This window comes from Bradyrhizobium sp. USDA 4501 (assembly GCF_054062115.1).
Genome location: NZ_JBSSEX010000001.1, coordinates 2,230,033 through 2,248,201, shown reverse-complemented (window position 1 = coordinate 2,248,201; position 18,169 = coordinate 2,230,033). Strand labels below are relative to the sequence as shown.

Annotated in this window: 15 protein-coding genes and 1 pseudogene; 14 read left to right on the top strand and 2 right to left on the bottom strand. The window is 60.3% G+C overall.

The features are described 5' to 3' along the window. The first annotated feature begins 8 nt into the window (after positions 1 to 8). The 14 genes from ACVWZM_RS10095 to ACVWZM_RS10030 all read left to right on the top strand — a co-directional run bounded on the left by ACVWZM_RS10095 (position 9) and on the right by ACVWZM_RS10030 (position 15,477). Positions 9 to 872, top strand: a complete 864-nt coding sequence (locus ACVWZM_RS10095; protein ID WP_456853010.1) for a hydrogenase expression/formation protein — start codon at positions 9 to 11, stop codon at positions 870 to 872. Between the two features lie 100 nt (positions 873 to 972). Further along, positions 973 to 2,067, top strand: coding sequence for a hypothetical protein (locus ACVWZM_RS10090; RefSeq protein WP_456853008.1), 1,095 nt, complete (start codon positions 973 to 975; stop codon positions 2,065 to 2,067). After that, positions 2,060 to 2,401 carry a hydrogenase maturation nickel metallochaperone HypA gene (gene hypA / locus ACVWZM_RS10085; RefSeq protein WP_456856675.1) on the top strand — a complete coding sequence of 114 codons (342 nt, stop codon included), beginning with the start codon at positions 2,060 to 2,062 and terminating at the stop codon, positions 2,399 to 2,401. Before ACVWZM_RS10090 ends, hypA begins: the two co-directional genes overlap by 8 nt. Further along, on the top strand, positions 2,401 to 3,348 hold the full coding sequence (gene hypB / locus ACVWZM_RS10080) for a hydrogenase nickel incorporation protein HypB (protein ID WP_253624777.1): 948 nt from the start codon (positions 2,401 to 2,403) through the stop codon (positions 3,346 to 3,348). The genes hypA and hypB overlap by 1 nt, the downstream gene beginning before the upstream one ends. Further along, entirely contained in the window at positions 3,345 to 5,603 is a 2,259-nt protein-coding gene (hypF, locus tag ACVWZM_RS10075; protein WP_456853005.1) for a carbamoyltransferase HypF, read from the top strand. Before hypB ends, hypF begins: the two co-directional genes overlap by 4 nt. 1 nt (position 5,604) lies before the next feature. Further along, entirely contained in the window at positions 5,605 to 5,841 is a 237-nt protein-coding gene (locus tag ACVWZM_RS10070) for a HypC/HybG/HupF family hydrogenase formation chaperone (protein ID WP_456853003.1), read from the top strand. Further along, positions 5,838 to 6,980: a hydrogenase formation protein HypD gene (gene hypD, locus ACVWZM_RS10065; protein ID WP_163156067.1), complete on the top strand. Its 1,143-nt coding sequence runs from the start codon at positions 5,838 to 5,840 to the stop codon at positions 6,978 to 6,980. The genes ACVWZM_RS10070 and hypD overlap by 4 nt, the downstream gene beginning before the upstream one ends. Continuing rightward, on the top strand, positions 6,977 to 8,023 hold the full coding sequence (gene hypE / locus ACVWZM_RS10060) for a hydrogenase expression/formation protein HypE (protein WP_456853001.1): 1,047 nt from the start codon (positions 6,977 to 6,979) through the stop codon (positions 8,021 to 8,023). Before hypD ends, hypE begins: the two co-directional genes overlap by 4 nt. A 401-nt stretch (positions 8,024 to 8,424) precedes the next feature. Then, entirely contained in the window at positions 8,425 to 9,537 is a 1,113-nt protein-coding gene (ald, locus tag ACVWZM_RS10055; protein WP_163156063.1) for an alanine dehydrogenase, read from the top strand. Between the two features lie 645 nt (positions 9,538 to 10,182). Continuing rightward, entirely contained in the window at positions 10,183 to 10,377 is a 195-nt protein-coding gene (locus ACVWZM_RS10050) for a 4Fe-4S dicluster domain-containing protein (protein WP_128971097.1), read from the top strand. A 194-nt stretch (positions 10,378 to 10,571) separates the two neighbouring features. Continuing rightward, positions 10,572 to 12,068 (top strand): Fe-S cluster assembly protein SufB, encoded by a 1,497-nt coding sequence (gene sufB / locus ACVWZM_RS10045; RefSeq protein ID WP_456852999.1) that lies wholly within the window; start codon positions 10,572 to 10,574, stop codon positions 12,066 to 12,068. 71 nt (positions 12,069 to 12,139) lie between these two features. Beyond that, on the top strand, positions 12,140 to 12,892 hold the full coding sequence (sufC, locus tag ACVWZM_RS10040; RefSeq protein WP_456852997.1) for a Fe-S cluster assembly ATPase SufC: 753 nt from the start codon (positions 12,140 to 12,142) through the stop codon (positions 12,890 to 12,892). A gap of 18 nt (positions 12,893 to 12,910) precedes the next feature. Then, positions 12,911 to 14,233 carry a Fe-S cluster assembly protein SufD gene (gene sufD / locus ACVWZM_RS10035; protein WP_456852995.1) on the top strand — a complete coding sequence of 441 codons (1,323 nt, stop codon included), beginning with the start codon at positions 12,911 to 12,913 and terminating at the stop codon, positions 14,231 to 14,233. Further along, on the top strand, positions 14,230 to 15,477 hold the full coding sequence (locus ACVWZM_RS10030) for a cysteine desulfurase (protein WP_456852993.1): 1,248 nt from the start codon (positions 14,230 to 14,232) through the stop codon (positions 15,475 to 15,477). Before sufD ends, ACVWZM_RS10030 begins: the two co-directional genes overlap by 4 nt. A 195-nt stretch (positions 15,478 to 15,672) precedes the next feature. On the opposite strand, the pseudogene ACVWZM_RS10025 reads toward ACVWZM_RS10030, so the two are convergent. Together ACVWZM_RS10025 and ACVWZM_RS10020 are read right to left on the bottom strand one after the other, a co-directional pair. Then, a pseudogene (locus ACVWZM_RS10025) lies at positions 15,673 to 15,837 on the bottom strand (transposase); the annotation flags it as partial. Positions 15,838 to 16,283: 446 nt separating this feature from the next. Beyond that, positions 16,284 to 18,167: a TRAP transporter large permease gene (locus ACVWZM_RS10020; protein ID WP_456852991.1), complete on the bottom strand. Its 1,884-nt coding sequence runs from the start codon at positions 18,165 to 18,167 to the stop codon at positions 16,284 to 16,286. Positions 18,168 to 18,169: the final 2 nt, after the last annotated feature.

The window sequence follows — 18,169 nt, the reverse complement described above, 5'->3', positions numbered from 1 at the left end:
ATCGTATCATGAAGACAGCGGTCCGCGTCGTATCCGAGGACGCCGAGCAGGTGGTGAGCAAGTCTGCCACGGGCGCGGAAAGTCTCGATGTATTCCATAGCGGGCTGACGACTATGGAGGCGGTAGCCAAGCGCGCCCGGCGCGACGGCAACGAGCTTGCAAGGAACTATTCGAATGTCACGGTGCTGTTGTCGAATGTCGCCGCTGCCGCTCGCGGCCAGAGGCAGAGCACTCGGACGCAGCTGTACGGACTCGCCAATCTCAGCGAGCTCGAGCGCAAGCTGATTGGCGAGGTGCTCGGGGAGGGCGAGGTCGCCGGCGTGGTTGCGCTGCCGGATGGCTCGTTTGCGCAACTCCGGGAGGCGGTCCTTGCGGGAATCTGGCGCGTGCGTATCGGGGCCGAATCGGCGCACGAATATGTTGAGGTTGGGGCAATCCCGCAGATTGTGCAGCGCGCCGCAACTGAGTTGACGTCTGCCGACTTTCCGATCGGCGCGGTACCGGACGGCGCCATGAACGTGCTCGCGGTGCTTGCGGAAATACGCGAGCGGGCGCGTGTCTGGCGGTCGGGCATGCGGGCGCATGTTATCAATCTGACGTTGCTGCCGATGAGTGCTGTGGACATGGCGTTCCTGCAGCAAAGTTTGGGCAATGGTCCGGTCCAGCTCATCTTCCGCGGTTACGGCACATGCCGCGTGCAGGCGACCGGAGTGAGGAACGTCTGGTCGGTGCAGTACTTCAATTCTTTGGACGACGTCATCCTTGATACGGTGGAGGTCGGAGACGTGCCGATCGTTGCCTTGGCTGCTGACGAGGATTTCGAGGACTCTGCCGAGCGCCTGCAGGAAATTATGGAGGCGTACTTCACATGAAGAACTCAAAGAATGCTCGCAATCCGGTGGGACCTCGCAGACTGCGCGCGGACGGCTGCTGCCGACATGTTTTGCGTGGGCTAATGACGCAGCGGTGCATATGAGCTTCGCGGTCCGCAACAAAATCGATGTCTCGGTCTGGCTTGCTGCCGACGTAATTGCCGCGGTCGAGATCATGCCCCGAGGCCGGCCACCGCTGGCGCGGCTGTTCGTCGGCAAACCGGCCTCGTCGCTGCTCAAACAGATCCCGCGGCTCTTCGCATTGTGTGCCGTTGCGCAGCAAACGGCGCTGCTGTCTGCGATCGAGACGGCGCGCGACGAAGCGATCAGCCCCACGACAAGGCAGCATCGTGTTGCGCTGGTCGTTGCCGAGCGCATCGCGGAATTGCTGCGGGGTCTCTTGGTCGGACATCTTGCCCGGGACACCGCCAGTGCCGCGGCTATTCGCTCCGTGATGCAGGGAATGTCCGCACTTATCGGTAGCGGACAACCGGCCTGCGGGCCTGCTCGACGCGAAGCGACGGCAAGGATTGTGGCTGGGCTGGCCGCGATCGGCATGCCGAACGGAGATGGCGTGCCCAGGCCCTGCAGCCCATTGGCAATTCGCATAGCCGCGCTGGACGAGATCGACCTGAAATCGATCCGGATCGCGCACTCGTTCCTGTCCGTTGCCGACGACCGCAACATCATTGAACGGCTGCTCGGCGATGACCCGACATTTTGTCATTGTCCCGACCTTGGGGGGCGTGCGCCCGAGACGGGTCCATGGGCACGCCAAATGACGCGTGATCGGCTCTGGCTGGGTCGGTCGGGTGCGGTCGAGCGGCTGAAGGCCAGAATTGCAGAAATCGTTCGGCTCTGCGATTGGCTCAAGTCCGGCGCTCATATCGACTCAGCGGAGCCTGGGATCATCGAAAGCTACCGGTTGGGTTCGGGACGCGCCGCGACCGCGGTCGAATGCGCCAGGGGCAGGCTCTATCACGCGGTTGAGCTTGATCCTCAGGGCCAGATATGCCGCTTCGAATTTCTTGCTCCGACGGAATGGAATTTCCATAGGAGCGGACCGCTTGTCCGGAACCTGCAGGGCGTGGTGCTGAGGGCGAGACGGCATCAGAAAGCGGTTCGTGCGGTGATTGAATCGCTTGATCCCTGTGTCGGATTCACGCTCAGGTTTCGCAAAGTTGACGATGCATGAAGTGGCGATTTGTCTGGGCATCATCCAACTCGTCGAGGAGGAGATGCGTCAGCGATCCTTGTCGCGGGTGCGGAGCATCTGTCTGGAAATCGGGGCGCTCAGCCATGTCGCGCCTGATGCGATCAGGTCCTGCTTTGCTGTCGTTGCGACGCGAACGATTGCCGAGGGGGTAGCTCTTGAGATCCTCGAACTTCCGGGTATCGCCTGGTGCATGAGCTGTTCTAACAGTGTCGAAATTGCTCGCCGCGGTGACCCCTGTCCTTGCTGCGGCAGCTATCAGTTGCAAGTAACGGGCGGCGAGCAGATGCGAGTGAAAGAACTGGAGATCGATTGATGTGTACCGTTTGCGGTTGTAGCCAAGCGACGTCTTCGATCGAACTTGCCAGAGTTCGTGATCCGGAGAGCCAAGGCCGTTGCTATCCTCATAGGCAGGACGATGGCGAGCGCCATGACGCGCATTTTCACGGCGACGAGAGGGTGCAGCATTCGTCCCATGCCCGCCACAGTCATGATCACGAACATTATCAGAGTGATGGTCGGCAAGCGCTTCTGAGCTGCGGCGCCGGCCCAGCTGGATTGAAGGTCAAGGGCACGAGCCGCGAACGCGTCATTCGGGTCGAGCGTGACATCCTCGGCAAGAACAATGCGATCGCGGCCGACAACCGGACGCTCTTTGCGGCCGACGAGCTGCTGGTGTTTAATCTTATGTCGAGTCCCGGTGCGGGCAAAACCTCGCTGCTCGTCCGCGCCGTATCCGAGCTCAAGCTCAGCTATCCGACCGGAGTCATCGAGGGCGATCAGCAGACCTCAAACGATGCCGAACGCATTCGAGCGGCCGGCGTGCCAGCTATTCAAGTCAATACGGGTAAGGGGTGCCATCTCGATGCTGCAATGATTGGCGAGGCTTATCGCCGCTTGCCGCGGCTCACGCGCGGTATTCTCTTCATCGAGAACGTCGGTAACCTGGTCTGTCCCGCGGCCTTCGATCTTGGCGAGGCCTGCAAGATCGTTGTGTTGTCGATGACCGAAGGTGAAGACAAGCCGCTGAAATATCCCGATATGTTCGCGGCTTCTTCACTCATGGTGATCAACAAGATCGATCTGGCCTCACTGCTTGAGTGCGATCTGGACAAGACCGTTGGATATGCCAGACGCGCCAATCCAAAGATCGAAGTGCTTACGGTCTCGGCCCGTACCGGCGAGGGTTTTGGCGCGCTCTACGCTTGGATCGATAGACAGGTGGCCCACCAAAGGCAGGCCGTAGAGGACGCCAGGCGATGAGCGCCGCAACCATTTGCGACCGGACACGACTGCGCGTGCGCGTGAGCGGAGCGGTGCAAGGGGTCGGCTTTCGTCCTTACGTCTATGGCCTCGCTACGCGGTACGGATTGGCGGGATTTGTCGCCAACGGCCCGGAGGGCGTCACAATCGAAGTCGAAGGTGGCCGTGCGTCGGAATTTCTTGCCACATTGCCGCTCGAGGCGCCTCCATTGGCGCGCATCGACCACATCTGCGTTCAGGAGACAGCGGCGCTCGCGACAGAAAACTTTTCGATCGGCGCGAGCGAAGGCGGCAAATTGTCAACGCACATCATCGCCGACGCCGCGACCTGCGGGCAATGCCTCGGCGAGCTGTTCGATCCACAGAATCGCCATTACCTTTATCCCTTCATTAGCTGCTCCCATTGTGGTCCACGCTACACTATTGCCGGGCGGCTCCCATACGATCGCCACAACACGGTGATGAAGGCGTTCAGGCTGTGCGCCGCCTGCACGGCCGAATATGCGGATCCGGCGAGCCGCAGGTTTCATGCGGAGGCGATCGCGTGTCCAGAATGCGGCCCTCGGCTTAGCCATCGGATCAACGCCATTGTCGCTGCAATCGCGGCCGGTCAAGTCATAGCCATAAAGGGTCTCGGCGGCTACCAGCTCCTCTGCGATGCCCGTAACCAGGACGCTGTGCAGCGCCTGCGCAGCAGAAAGCAGCGCCGTCAGAAGCCGTTTGCAGTTATGCTCGGTTCCATAGAGTGCGTCAACGAGATCGCGGAAGCGAACGCTCTCGAGCTCGCGCTACTCGAATCCGCAGCGCGGCCCATTGTGCTTTTAACTTCGCGCAAATGTCTGGCGCCCGCCATAGCGCCCGGCTTGTCTCGCGTTGGCGTCATGTTGCCTGTAGCCCCGCAGCATCATCTGATCTTTCATGCGCTTCGCTCGACAGGAGCGTGGATTGCGGAACCAAGCCCGGTCATCGTCGTCACCAGTGCCAATCCTTGCGGCGAGCCGCTCCTGATCGACAACGCGCAGGCGCTGCGCCGACTCGAGGCGATTGCCGACCTTGTCGTGACCCATGATCGGGATATTGTGACGCGTGCTGATGACTCCGTGGTCGCAGTGGTAGCTGGCCGCTCCCAATTCATTCGTCGCGCTCGTGGCTATGCTCCCGAACCGATTCGGCTTGCGCAGTCTGTGCCGCCCGTGCTCGCCGTCGGCGGCGCGCTGAAATCGACCGTCACCATCACGCGAGACAACCAAGCGTTCGTCTCCCAACATATTGGCGACCTCAACACGCCCGAAGGCATCCGTGTGTTCGAGGAAACGATCCAGCACCTCACATCGATTCTTGACGTAGAGCCTGTCGTCATCGCTCATGATCTGCATCCCGACATGGCATCCACACGCTTTGCGCAAGCAAGCGGCCGCGGGCTGATTGCAGTCCAGCACCACCACGCGCACGCTGCCGCCGTGATCGCTGAACATGGTCATGCGGGACCGGCGCTTGCTCTGGTGCTCGACGGCCATGGCTTTGGCTCGGATAGCGGTAACTGGGGTGGCGAGCTATTGTTGTGCGAAGGCGCGATGTGCCGACGCATCGGGCATCTCGTGCCGCTGCCAATGCCTGGTGGTGATCGCGCAGCCCGTGAGCCGTGGCGCATGGCGAGCGCGATACTACACTGGCTCGGACGGGGTAACGAAATCGCGCCGCGCTTTGCAGCGCAACGGCAAGCTCGATGTATCTCGGCCTTGCTCGATCAGTCGGGCGGGGCCACCACGACCAGCGCAGGCCGGTTATTCGACGCGGTGGCGGCGCTCTTGGGGATTGTGAGTTGGCAGAGCTATGAAGGGGAAGCCGCGATCAAGCTCGAGGCGCTGGTGCGGCGGACTACGATTCTAGAGGCCGGGTGGACGATCGATGGTGGCGTGCTGTCGCTTCGTCCGATGTTTGCGCGGTTGATTGCAGACGACATTGACGCCGCGGGCGGAGCCGGCCTGTTTCATGGCACCTTTGCCGCCGCCTGCGTTGACTGGGTCATGCGCTCCGCGCGGACAACCGGCGTCAATACCGTCGTTCTGAGCGGCGGCTGCTTTCAGAACGCGATACTGATGGATGAAATCTGGCGCGGGTGCTGCGCTGCCGGCCTGACCCCGCTGGTGCCACAGCGGGTGCCGCCCAACGACGGTGGTTTGAGCCTTGGCCAAGCCTGGATTGCCGCTTTGCAGATTGCTGAACAGTCGTCCGCCAGCGAAGGGAGAGGCTGATATGTGTCTTTCGGTTCCGGCAAAGATCGTAAAAATTCTTCCTGACCACATGGCCGCCGTGTGCATCGATGGTGTTAGCCTGGAGATATCGGTTGCTCTTATCGACGAGCTCGACGTCGGTGATCACGTCCTTGTCCATGTTGGGTATGCGCTGGCCAAGATCGATCCGATAGAAGCCAAGCGCACGCTGGAGCTCCTGCAGGAGCTAGGCAGCACAGGGCAGGAACTCCGGCCATGAGATATACCGACGAATTTCGCGACAAGACCCTTGCGCAGGGGCTCGCCGCTGCGATTAGCGCCGAAGCCGATCGGCAAAAAGCCTATCGGTTCATGGAATTCTGCGGTGGACACACTCATGCCATATCACGCTATGGCCTTGAGGATCTGCTGCCCGCGAATGTGCGCATGATCCACGGGCCCGGTTGTCCGGTCTGTGTTCTACCTGCCAGCCGGATCGACATGGCGATTCGTCTCGTCGAGCGGCCGGAGGTCACCCTTTGCGTCTACGGCGATCTGATACGGGCGCCTGGCTCGCAAGGACAGTCCCTGTTGCGAGCCAAGGCGCTCGGCGCAGACATCCGGATGGTGTACTCGACGCTCGACGTTATCCGGATCGCCGAACAGGCGCCGAGCCGCGAGGTCGTGTTCTTTGCCATCGGATTTGAGACCACGACACCCCCGACGGCCGTGATGATCCGGATAGCCGAGAAGAAGCGGCTGAAGAGCCTTAGCGTGTTCTGCAACCACGTGCTTACACCCTCTGCGATGCAGAGCATTCTCGAGAACCCGAAGATCCGCAATATCGGCGGGGCTGCAATCGACGGTTTCGTCGGGCCTGCACATGTCAGCACGATCATCGGGACGCAGCCTTACGAGCTCCTGGCGGAACAATTCGGCAAGCCGATCGTGATCGCGGGATTTGAACCGCTCGACGTGATGCAGGCGATTCTGATGCTGGTGCGGCAGGTGAACGAAGACCGCTACGACGTGGAGAACCAATACAGCCGTGCAGTGAGGCGTGAAGGCAATCGGCGCGCCAAAGACGAGGTCTCGCAGGCATTCGAACCGCGTGAGCAGTTCGAATGGCGCGGGCTCGGTTTCGTACCAAATAGTGGACTGAAGCTGAAGCGGGCCTACGCGCGGTTCGACGCGGAGGCGCGTTTTGCGATGCACGAACTGCGGGTCGCCGACAATCCGGCGTGCGAGTGCTGCGCCATCCTGCGCGGCGCCAAGCGGCCAGTCGATTGCAAGCTGTTTGGAACCCTCTGCACGCCGGAAACTCCCATAGGATCCTGCATGGTCTCATCGGAAGGCGCCTGTGCGGCGTATTGGACATATGGCCGCGTTCGCGATGATCAGGTGAGGCGAACGTCATGAGCGTACAGGGCTATCAACGCAAGCTCGATCTCGAGAACGGACGCGTTGATCTTTCCCATGGGGCCGGGGGACGAGCCATGGCACAGCTGATCTCCAGCCTTTTTCACCGAGCCTTCGGTAATGAATGGCTTGCCCGCTGCAATGATCAATCGGCCTTTGACGTTGCGACGGGTAAAATGGTGATGACGACCGACGGTTATGTGGTTTCGCCGCTGTTCTTCCCTGGCGGCAATATCGGCTCACTCGCTGTGCACGGGACGATCAACGACGTCGTGATGTCCGGCGCGCGCCCTCTCTATCTGTCGGCCAGCTTCATCATTGAGGAGGGGTTCGCGCTGTCTGATCTGAAGGCGATTGCGGATTCGATGGGCGCGGCAGCGCGCGGCGCGGGCGTCTACATCATTGCGGGGGACACTAAGGTCGTCGAGCGCGGCAAGGCTGATGGTCTGTTTATCTCCACGACCGGAATCGGGGCTCTCGCCCATGGGTTCGATCTCTCCGCCGATAAGGCTATGGTCGGGGACCGTGTGTTGGTGTCCGGCAGCCTTGGCGACCATGGCGTGGCGATCATGTCAAAACGCCAGAACGTCGGGTTTCAAACCGAGATCGTGTCGGATTCCGCAGCGCTACATGACCTTGTCGCCGTTATGATTGCGGCTGGCGGCGCCGGCATCCGGGTGATGCGCGACCCCACGCGCGGCGGTCTTGCCGCAACCCTCAACGAAATTGCGCATCAATCGGGCCTTGGCTTCCGTCTACAGGAAGCAGCCATTCCGGTGAAGCCAGCGGTCGCGGCAACCTGCGAACTCCTTGGGCTTGATCCGATCCATGTCGCCAATGAGGGCAAGCTCGTTGCGATCGTCGCGCCCGATTTGGCCGATGCAGTGCTTGCAGCTATGAAGGCGCATCCGCTCGGACGCGATGCTGCTGATATTGGCGAGACGGTAGCTGACGATCACAAATTTGTGCAGATAGCGACCAGTTTCGGCGGCGGACGGATCGTCGATTGGTTGTCAGGCGAACAGTTGCCTCGGATTTGTTGAACAATCCACGCCCATTTGCGACGAGTATGAAGGCGTCAAGCGTGCGCATCTAGGAATCAGATTGATGATCAATGGTCATTTGGCCATCAGCGGTGGCAAACAATCCAGCCTCTGGGCAAATCCTGCCTCACTGGCAGACTACGTTGTTCGTTCTTTAACAAGGTCGGCAAGACTGGAATCGTTGTTAACTTTTCCGCGAGCCGAGAATCCGATTAAGCGCGTCATCTCCATCGCGGAGTACGACGGTTAAGCTTAGCGAGCACGGTCGCTCAACCCATTCGGCATCGAAAACCTGCACGGCTGGTCAAAGATCGCTGAATTCCTGCGCAATTTGGGCTGCTGCGTCGCAATATCGCTGCGCTCTTTCAATTAGAAAGGCGCACTAGGCAGGGAGTTTGCAAATGAAGGTCGGAGTTCCCAAGGAAATCAAGGCACACGAATATCGAGTGGGCCTGACCCCTGGAGCCGTCCGCGAATACGCGGCAGCAGGACACCGCGTAATGATCGAGACCAATGCCGGCGCTGGCATTGGCGCAACCGATGATGATTATCGCAGCGCTGGCGCAGCGATTCTGGATTCTGCAGTTGAGGTATTCGCATCGAGCGAAATGATTGTGAAGGTCAAGGAGCCTCAGCCGTCCGAATGGAGCCAGCTGCGGGAGGGCCAGATCCTGTTCACATATCTGCATCTGGCGCCGGACCCGGAGCAGGCCAAGGGGCTTCTAAAATCGGGATGCACCGCAATCGCCTATGAGACCGTGACTGATGGGCATGGTGGTCTTCCGCTGCTGGCTCCGATGAGCGAGGTCGCAGGCAGGCTCGCGGTCGAAGCGGCGGGTAGCGCCCTAAAGCGCAGTGCAGGCGGACGAGGGCTGTTGATCGGTGGCGTGCCCGGTGTTCAGCCGGCCCGCATTGTGGTGATCGGTGGTGGCGTCGTTGGTACGCACGCGGCACGGATGGCGGCCGGTCTGGGTGCAGAGGTGAGCATCATCGACCGCTCGATACCTCGGTTGCGCGAGTTGGATGAGCTATTCGAAGGGCGCGTTCGAACCAGGTTTTCGACCATCGAAGCTGTGGAGGAAGAGGTATTTGCGGCCGATGTTGTGATTGGTGCCGTGCTCGTTCCAGGTGCGAGTGCGCCGAAGCTGATCCGCCGGAGCATGCTGAGCTCGATGCGTAAGAGGGCCGTGCTCGTGGATGTCGCTATCGATCAGGGCGGCTGTTTTGAGACTTCGCACCCAACCACCCACGCCGATCCAACCTATGAAGTGGATGGCATCATTCATTATTGCGTGGCCAATATGCCCGGCGCCGTGCCGCTGACCTCGAGCCAGGCACTAAATAACGCCACGCTGCCGTTTGGCTTGGCTCTGGCTAATAAGGGTTTTTCCGCCGTGTTGGAAAATCCGCATTTGCGTGCAGGCCTCAACGTCCATCGAGGCCGGCTGACTTACAAGGCGGTGGCCGACAGTCTCGGGCTCCCGTTCTCACCGATCGAGCAGGCTGCAGCCTGATCCCAGAGGCCCCCTACGGGCGTTTCCTCCCTGACTTGGGCCACCCTCCGGGGTGGCTTTTTTTTTCGGCTCTATCAATCTGCTGGGGTCCGCTGAGATTTATTTGCGACGCCGAGCGCGACCGTAATCTGCGAGATTTGAACATTTGCGTGCGCCGGCTCGGCCAGGGGGCGCTCGATCACCAGAGCGGCTCTATTTGGCGCCATCTCGCGACGATTTTTCTGGTTGCGATATGGAGACGTTGCTTGAGCCGATGACGACGTCGCCCGATTGACATCGTGATGCCTTCGCTGCCGCTGTCCGGGTGAGCAGAACCATCACCAGAGGGCGATCTGCGATCCCCCGAGACGGTGGCACGGCTACAATCGATACCACTTCAAAAGCGCTCCGCCGCTACGTCAGGTCGAGCCGAGCTGCGTCTTATTGGCGAACTCCTTCACATGATCGCTGGCTATCGCGAAATCTCGACAATGCGCAAGCTATGAGATCAAGTAGCTGCGATGCCGATTGTAGGGTTTACGACACCCGGTCGAGGCGGCGGCTTGCGCTATCGAAAGTAGCCAAGACAAATCAAGCACAAGACTCCTTGGCATGAGACTTGAAGGCAAGGCGTAGTCCCGCACCTTTGCTTATGGAATCGTAGTGATGGCCTACAAAATAATCGCGTCACAATGCACGGTCTGTGGTGCGTGTGAGTACGAATGCCCTAACGCCGCGATCAGCCTGAAGAACGACATATATGTGATCAATCCGAGCCAGTGCACTCAATGTGAAGGGCATTTTGATGCGCCGCAATGCGCCGTCGTTTGTCCGGTGCCTGATACCTGTGTGCCGGCATAGATCGAGTAGCCGACGGGTGGCACTCCGGCGCAAAACATGATCGAAACCCTATCGAGGGCGGCTCCCCTTTGGGTCGGTCTCCTGGTCCTTTCCCAACCTGGCCTCGAGTCGGCCGTGACTTGCGCGATCCGCTCGGAGGAGAGGCGACGCAATCATCGCCGCCGAGAATCGTCCATGCGTGAACGGAGTGGGCAATGGTAGCTGTACAAGAGACGGTCGAGCGCGTCCGGCGCACCGACGTCGATCAGTATCGATATGGGTTTGAGACGCTGATCGAGTCCGACAAGGCCCCTAAGGGGCTGTCGGAAGACACCGTCCGCTTCATCTCCACAAAGAAGAACGAACTGGCCTGGATGCTGGAATGGCGCCTGGAGGCGTATCGCCGCTGGCTGACCATGACCGAGCCGACCTGGGCGCGCGTCAACTATCCGAAGATCGACTATCAGGACATCTACTATTACGCGGCGCCGAAGCCGAAGAAGACGCTGTCGTCGATCGACGAGATCGATCCGGAAATCCTCAAGACCTACGAGAAGCTCGGCATCCCCCTGCGCGAGGTCGCGATCCTGGAAGGCGTCGAGCCGCCGCCCGGCGGCGAGCAGACGCCGAACCGCAAGATCGCGGTCGACGCGGTGTTCGACTCGGTGTCGGTGGCGACCACCTTCCAGAAGGAGCTGAAGAAGGCCGGCGTGATCTTCATGCCGATCTCGGAGGCGATCCGCGAGCATCCCGAGCTAGTGCGGAAATATCTTGGCACCGTGGTGCCGACCTCGGACAACTATTTCGCGACGCTGAATTCGGCGGTGTTCTCCGACGGCTCGTTCGTCTATGTGCCGCCGGGCGTGCGCTGCCCGATGGAGCTGTCGACCTATTTCCGCATCAACGAGCGCAACACCGGCCAGTTCGAGCGTACGCTGATCATCGCCGACAAGGGTTCGTACGTTTCCTATCTCGAAGGCTGTACCGCGCCGCAACGCGACGAGAACCAGCTGCATGCCGCCGTGGTCGAGCTGGTTGCGCTCGACGACGCCGAGATCAAATATTCGACGGTGCAGAACTGGTACCCCGGAAATTCGGAAGGCAAGGGCGGCATCTACAATTTCGTCACCAAGCGTGGCGACTGTCGCGGCAAGAACTCGAAGATCTCCTGGACCCAGGTCGAGACCGGTTCGGCGATCACCTGGAAGTATCCGAGCTGCATCCTGCGCGGCGACAATTCGAGCGGCGAGTTCTACTCGATCGCGATCTCGAACGGTTTTCAGCAGGTCGATAGCGGCACCAAGATGATCCACCTCGGCAAGAACACGTCGAGCCGGATCATCTCCAAGGGCATCGCTGCCGGCAAGTCACAGAACACCTATCGCGGCCTCATCAGCGCCCATCGCAAGGCGACCGGCGCGCGCAACTACACCGCCTGCGACTCGCTCCTGATCGGCGACAAATGCGGCGCGCACACCGTGCCCTATGTCGAGGCCAAGAACTCCTCGGCGACGTTCGAGCACGAAGCGACGACGTCGAAGATTTCCGAGGACGTCCTGTTCTACTGCTTGCAAAGAGGCTTGAGCGAGCAACAGGCCATCGGCCTTGTCGTCAACGGTTTCGCGAAAGATGTCCTGCAAAAGCTTCCGATGGAGTTCGCAGTGGAGGCGCAGAAGCTGATCTCGATCTCTCTCGAGGGATCTGTCGGATAACCAAACGTCCCGCGAGCCCCCGAACGCGGCTCGCCGTTCCGGACGACGCATTTTGAGGGATCAGATCAAAAATGACGCTGCTCGAAATCCAAAATCTGCATGTTGGTGTCGACAGTCGTGAAATAATCCGCGGCCTCGATCTCATGGTCAATGCGGGCGAAGTGCACGCGATCATGGGGCCGAACGGCTCCGGCAAGTCGACGCTCTCCCACGTCATCGCCGGCAAACCGGGCTATGAAGTCACGGGCGGCCAGATCCTGTTCAGGGGCGAGGACCTCCTGGAGATGGAGCCCAACGAGCGCGCCGCCAAGGGCGTGTTTCTGGCGTTCCAGTACCCGGTCGAGATCCCCGGCGTCACCACCATGAACTTCCTGCGCACGGCGCTGAACGCCCAGCGCAAGGCGCGCGGCCGAGGGGAATTATCCACGCCCGAATTTCTGAAAAAGGTCCGTGAGGTGGCCGAGTCGCTCAACATTACCCGGGACATGCTCAAGCGCGGCGTCAATGTCGGCTTCTCGGGCGGCGAGAAGAAGCGCAACGAGATCCTGCAGATGGCGTTGTTCGAGCCGAGTCTATGCATACTGGACGAGATCGATTCCGGGCTGGATATCGACGCCCTGCGTATTGTCGCGAGCGGCATCAACGGCCTGCGTTCGCCGGAAAGGGCGATGATCGTGATCACCCACTATCAGCGGCTCCTTCATTACATCGTGCCCGATTATGTGCACGTGATGTCGAAAGGCCGCGTCGTGAAGAGCGGCGGCAAGGAACTCGCGCTGGAACTCGAGGCCTGTGGCTACGCCCAGTTCGAAACCGCGGCCTGACGGCTTTAGGGATTTCCCATGAAGCAAGTATTGGCCAAGGCCGATGCCGGGTGCGCAACGAGCAATTTTCTCGCAGCCGCGCTCGGACGGTTGCCTGGCGCGGGCATCGTCCCCCATATCCGTGCGAGGGCATTCGAAGCCTATGAGCGCGCCGGCCTGCCGCATCGGCGCATGGAGGCCTGGAGATACACGGATCTGCGTGCCCTGATCGGCGAGGTGTTGCCACTCGCTCCGCGACCGGATGCAGCGGCGTTGGCGCGCGCAAAGGCGTCGGCCAGGCGAGTGGCTGTCGATCAGGCGGTCAAATTGGTCTTGGTGGACGGCATATTCGCGCCTGAGCTATCGGATCTCGGCGAGCTGGAAAATGAGCTCCATGTGCAGTCACTGCGAGAGGCGTTGGAGAATTCGGCCACTGGCGCAATGGCCGGTTTGGTGCTTTCGACGACGGACGATGCGGTGATCTCGCTCAATGCGGCAATGGCCTCGGATGGTCTGGTAATTTCGATTGCCGAAGGCAACACGATCAGACGCCCTATTCAAATCGTTCAGGTCGCAACGGGATCGTCGGTGTCCGCTTTTACACGCTCATATCTGCAGCTCGAGAAAGGGGCGCATGCGACCGTGGTGCAAAGTTTCATCTCGGCCGAAGGCGCGAGCGGCTATCAGGCCAACGATGTCTTAATCGCCCTGGCTGGGGACGAGGCGAGCCTTTCGCATATTCGCATAGCGGCTGACGGCGCTGATGCGGTGAACATCTCGTCGGGGATCATCGCGGTCGGCACCAGAGCTAAGCTCGATCTCTTCAGCATGACGTGCAGGGGCTCCATCAATCGCTATCAGGGATTCGTGACGCTGGGTGGCGAGGGATCCAAGCTCTCTGCGAACGGGGTTAATCTCATCAAAGATAAACTGCACGCCGACACAACAATCGTGGTCGACCACGCCGTGCCGCATTGCACCAGTCGGCAGAACTTCCGCGCGGTCGTTGATGATTGCGGCCGCTCGGTGTTTCAGGGCCGAATCGTCGTTCGTCCCGTCGCCCAGAAGACCGACGCCAGCCTGTCGACGCGAGCGCTGCTCTTATCCGACCAGGCCGAGGCGAACAGTAAGCCGGAACTTGAAATCTCGGCCGACGACGTGACCTGCGGCCACGGAGCGACCTCAGGAGCGCTAGACGGCAATCTCGTATTCTATTTGCGCGCGCGGGGGCTGTCCGGGAAGGATGCGCAGATGTTGCTGATTAAAGCGTTCATCGGAGAGTCGATTGAGGAGATTTTCGCCGATAACCTGCGCGATTTTGTGACCGCGCAAGCTGAACACTGGCTGCAGGAACGGCAATGAGCGAACATCCCGCGGTCAGCAATGGTCGTTACGAGGTCGACCGTCTGCGTAGTGACTTTCCGGCGCTGGCCATGACCGTGTACGGCAAGCCGCTTGTCTACCTCGATAACGCTGCGTCCGCGCAAAAGCCAAATGTGGTACTTGACCGCATGATGCAGGTGTACTCCAGCGAATATGCCAACGTTCATCGTGGCTTGCACTATCTCGCCAATGCGGCGACCGAAGCGTATGAGGGCGCCCGTACCAAGGTAGCGCGGTTTGTGAACGCGCATTTGAACGAAGAGATTATCTTCACGCGCAGCGCCACCGAGGCGATCAATCTGGTCGCACAGACGTTTGGTCGTGAGCGCGTCAGCCCGGGTGATGAGATCGTTCTGTCAATTTTGGAACACCACTCCAACATTGTGCCATGGCATTTTCTTAGGGAACGGCTCGGTGCAGTGATCAAATGGGCACCAGTGGATGATGCCGGCAACTTCTTACTCGATGAATTTGAGCGACTGCTGACCTCGCGCACCAAGATGGTCGCAATCACACAGATGTCGAACGTGCTCGGCACGGTCTTGCCGGTGAAAGACCTGGTGAGGGTCGCGCATGCTCGTGGTATCCCGGTGCTGGTCGACGGCTCGCAAGCATGCGTCCATCTGAGCGTCGACGTCTGCGATATTGATTGCGATTTCTACGTCATGACCGGCCACAAACTCTATGGTCCGACCGGAATCGGCGTTCTTTACGGAAAATCCGAGCATCTGGCATCGATGACGCCCTTCAATGGCGGCGGCGAGATGATCCGCGAGGTCTCGCGTTCCGGCGTCATTTATGGGGATCCGCCGCACCGGTTCGAAGCGGGTACGCCGCCGATCGTCGAGGCGATCGGGTTGGGCGCAGCCGTGGATTACATCAATTCGATAGGCAAGGCGCAGATCCGCAAGCACGAGAGCGCACTGCTCGCTTACACGCAGGAGAAGCTCGAGGACATCAACTTCGTGCGCATGATCGGGACGCCGGCCGAGAAGGGGCCGATCATCTCGTTTGATGTGAAAGGTGCGCATGCGCACGATATTGCCACCGTCGTCGATCGCGCCGGTGTAGCGGTGCGGGCGGGGGCTCACTGCGCGATGCCGCTGCTCAAGCGCTTCGGCGCGCTGGCAACATGCCGTGCGTCCCTTGGACTTTACAACACCCGTGAAGAAATTGATGTGCTCGCGCGCGCACTTATCAAGGCACGCCAGCTATTGGCGTGATCGGCGGGCGTGCTGCGTCGAGGTGAGAGGGAGGCTGCATTGAGCTGCGAAGTAGAATGACGTCGTGCCCTGATCATCGTCATCGCAGTAGGTCAACACCTGAGGTCTCGGCAAGCAAAGTTCGCACTGGCAGGCCTGCTCGGCCAGGGCACCTTGCAGCCGTTTTTCCTTTGTGTCCGCCTTCGTCGAGCGCGGGGGCCGTAGTTCTAACGGCAGGTCGCGCCATGGCGCACCTGAACGCAGGACCCAAAAGATGCCATTAAGCACGCGACGGACATTTACGCGCTGAACGCCGCGCGGCTTGTTCGGCAGCATCGGTTTGATGGCGGTCCATTCGTAATCGCTGAGTTCGTGGCGCATGATTCGAGGCTCCGGTTTCGGAGCTTGAATCATGTCTCGGGCCGCGCCATCAACCGGCAACGCCCCGCGGCCGTACCGGTAACGATTTGCATATACTTCCGCTTTCGGCGGCATAGCGGACTTGGCCGGGCTTGCTAGTGGCTCGACCCGGTCGTCCATGATCGAAGTGGACATGACGTAGGATCGGCCTTCCAGAGTCTAGTCGCGCTGTCGTGAAAGTAATCGGAGCTTCGAGCGAAGGGCGACCCGCATTCACGTCAGGCCTTTTCGAAAACTCGCATGGCGATTCGGTCGATGCGCGATCCATAGTCGCGTATGGCCCTGAACGCGGTGTGTCGCTTCGCGCCCGGATCGTTGCCTCCACAAAGAGCTGTGCGAACAACCTGTCTAGCTCGCCAGAAGCTCACCTTGCGGACGATCTCCGCAGCTGAGACGTTTTGCGGACTTTAAAGGAAACCTATCGAAATCCACGGCACTGCAGCCACTATGACCGTGCCGAGGAGCAGAGCCAGCATGTACGCCAGGATCGGACCCATGCCTTCGTCGGGATGAATCCGGCTGATGGCGCACGCCGCATAGTAGCCGACGCCGAATGGCGGCGCGAAAAGTCCGATCCCCATCGCCAGAACGACGACCATGGCATAGTGGACCTCATGCACCCCCACCTGACGGGCAATGGGGAAAAGCAGCGGACCGAAGAGCACGATGGCAGGGATGCCTTCGAGCACGCTTCCCAGGACGACGAACGCAAGGATCGTGACGATCAGAAATATCGGCGCACCACCCGGCAAGGAGGTCATGAACTTCGCAAGTGATGCCGAGAAGCCCGATTGGGTCAAAGCCCAGGCCATCCCCGTCGCCGCACCGATGATGAAGAGGATCGCGCCGGAAAGAGCCGCAGTCTCAACCAAGATCGGATAGAGGCGACGCCAGTCGAACCGGCGATAGATAAAAAGCCCGGCCAATACGGAATAGACGATGCCAATCGTCGAGACCTCGGTGGCTGTTGCTACCCCCCCGACCACCGCAGCGCGGATCACAAATGGAAGGGCAATGGCGGGAATCGCGATCAGAAAAGAACGGCCGATTTCACGCCTGGTCGCCCGCTGAACGTGCGACAAATCCTCTCCACGGTACCGCCACCACACCACCGCGCACAGTCCGACCGCGAGCACGATCGCCGGCAATAACCCGCCCGTGAACAGGGCCGCGATCGACACGCCCGTCACCGATCCGATTGTGATCAACACCAATGATGGGGGGATCGTCTCGGTCTGAGCGCCGGTCGCCGCCAGGAGCGCGACGAGGTCACCACGCTTCGCGCCGCGTCTGGTCATTTCTGGGAAGAGCACAGGCGCTATTGCTGCCATATCGGCCGCCTTGGATCCCGAAATACCCGAGACCAGATACATCGCACCGACAAGCACATATTGGAGACCGCCTCGAACGTGGCCAAGCAGGCTGGCGAGGAAACCGACCATGGCGCGGGCCATGCCGGTCATTTCGATCAACAAGCCGAGGAACACGAACATCGGTACCGCAAGCAGGATGAGATGGCTCATGCCTTCGTCCATGCGACCGATAACGACCACGTCGGGTGTGCTGGTCGTCAGCGTTATGTAGCCGATGGTCGTAAGGCCGAACGCGAAGGCGATCGGCACCGCTGCGAAAACCATGGCGCCAACGATAAACACGAAGAAGATCAGCAGGTTCAGATTGCCGAGCGGTTTAAGGATTGGTGCGAGCAGCGCGAGAATCCCGATCAGCGTTCCCACCGCAGCGATTGCAGCCGCGAGGTGCTTCACATTGGCCGTGGCTGCCAGCCTCAGAGTGGCAACGACCAGCATCAAGCCGATGCCGACCGGCAGGGCGGCGGCGCGCCAAGTGTTGACTATTCCCAGAGCCGGAGTTGTGACGAAGACTTCGTCGGCCGCAAACTCGTAGGCGGGGCGAACTACCAGAAGTAAGAACGCGAACGAGGCAGCCGTCGCAAAGACGTCAAGGAACAACCTGGCTTCCGGGCGGATCATGCCAACGATGGCCGTCATCCGCATATGCTCGGCCCGCTGGAAGGCGACGACCGATCCCAGCATCGCCAGCCACAGAAACAGGATGCCGGCGAGCTCATCCGACCAGACAATCGGGGTATGGAGCACGTAGCGAGAGACGATGCCGACGAAGAGGACTGTCACCTCTGCGATGACCAGCAGTGCGGCAGGAATGGCGACGACGGGCTTCAGTGCCTTGTTCAGGTTCACAATGGCCTTGCGCCATCCGGAGGCAGGCTCAGGAAGAGCAAGTGTCGCCCCGTCCATGTGCACATGTTCCATGG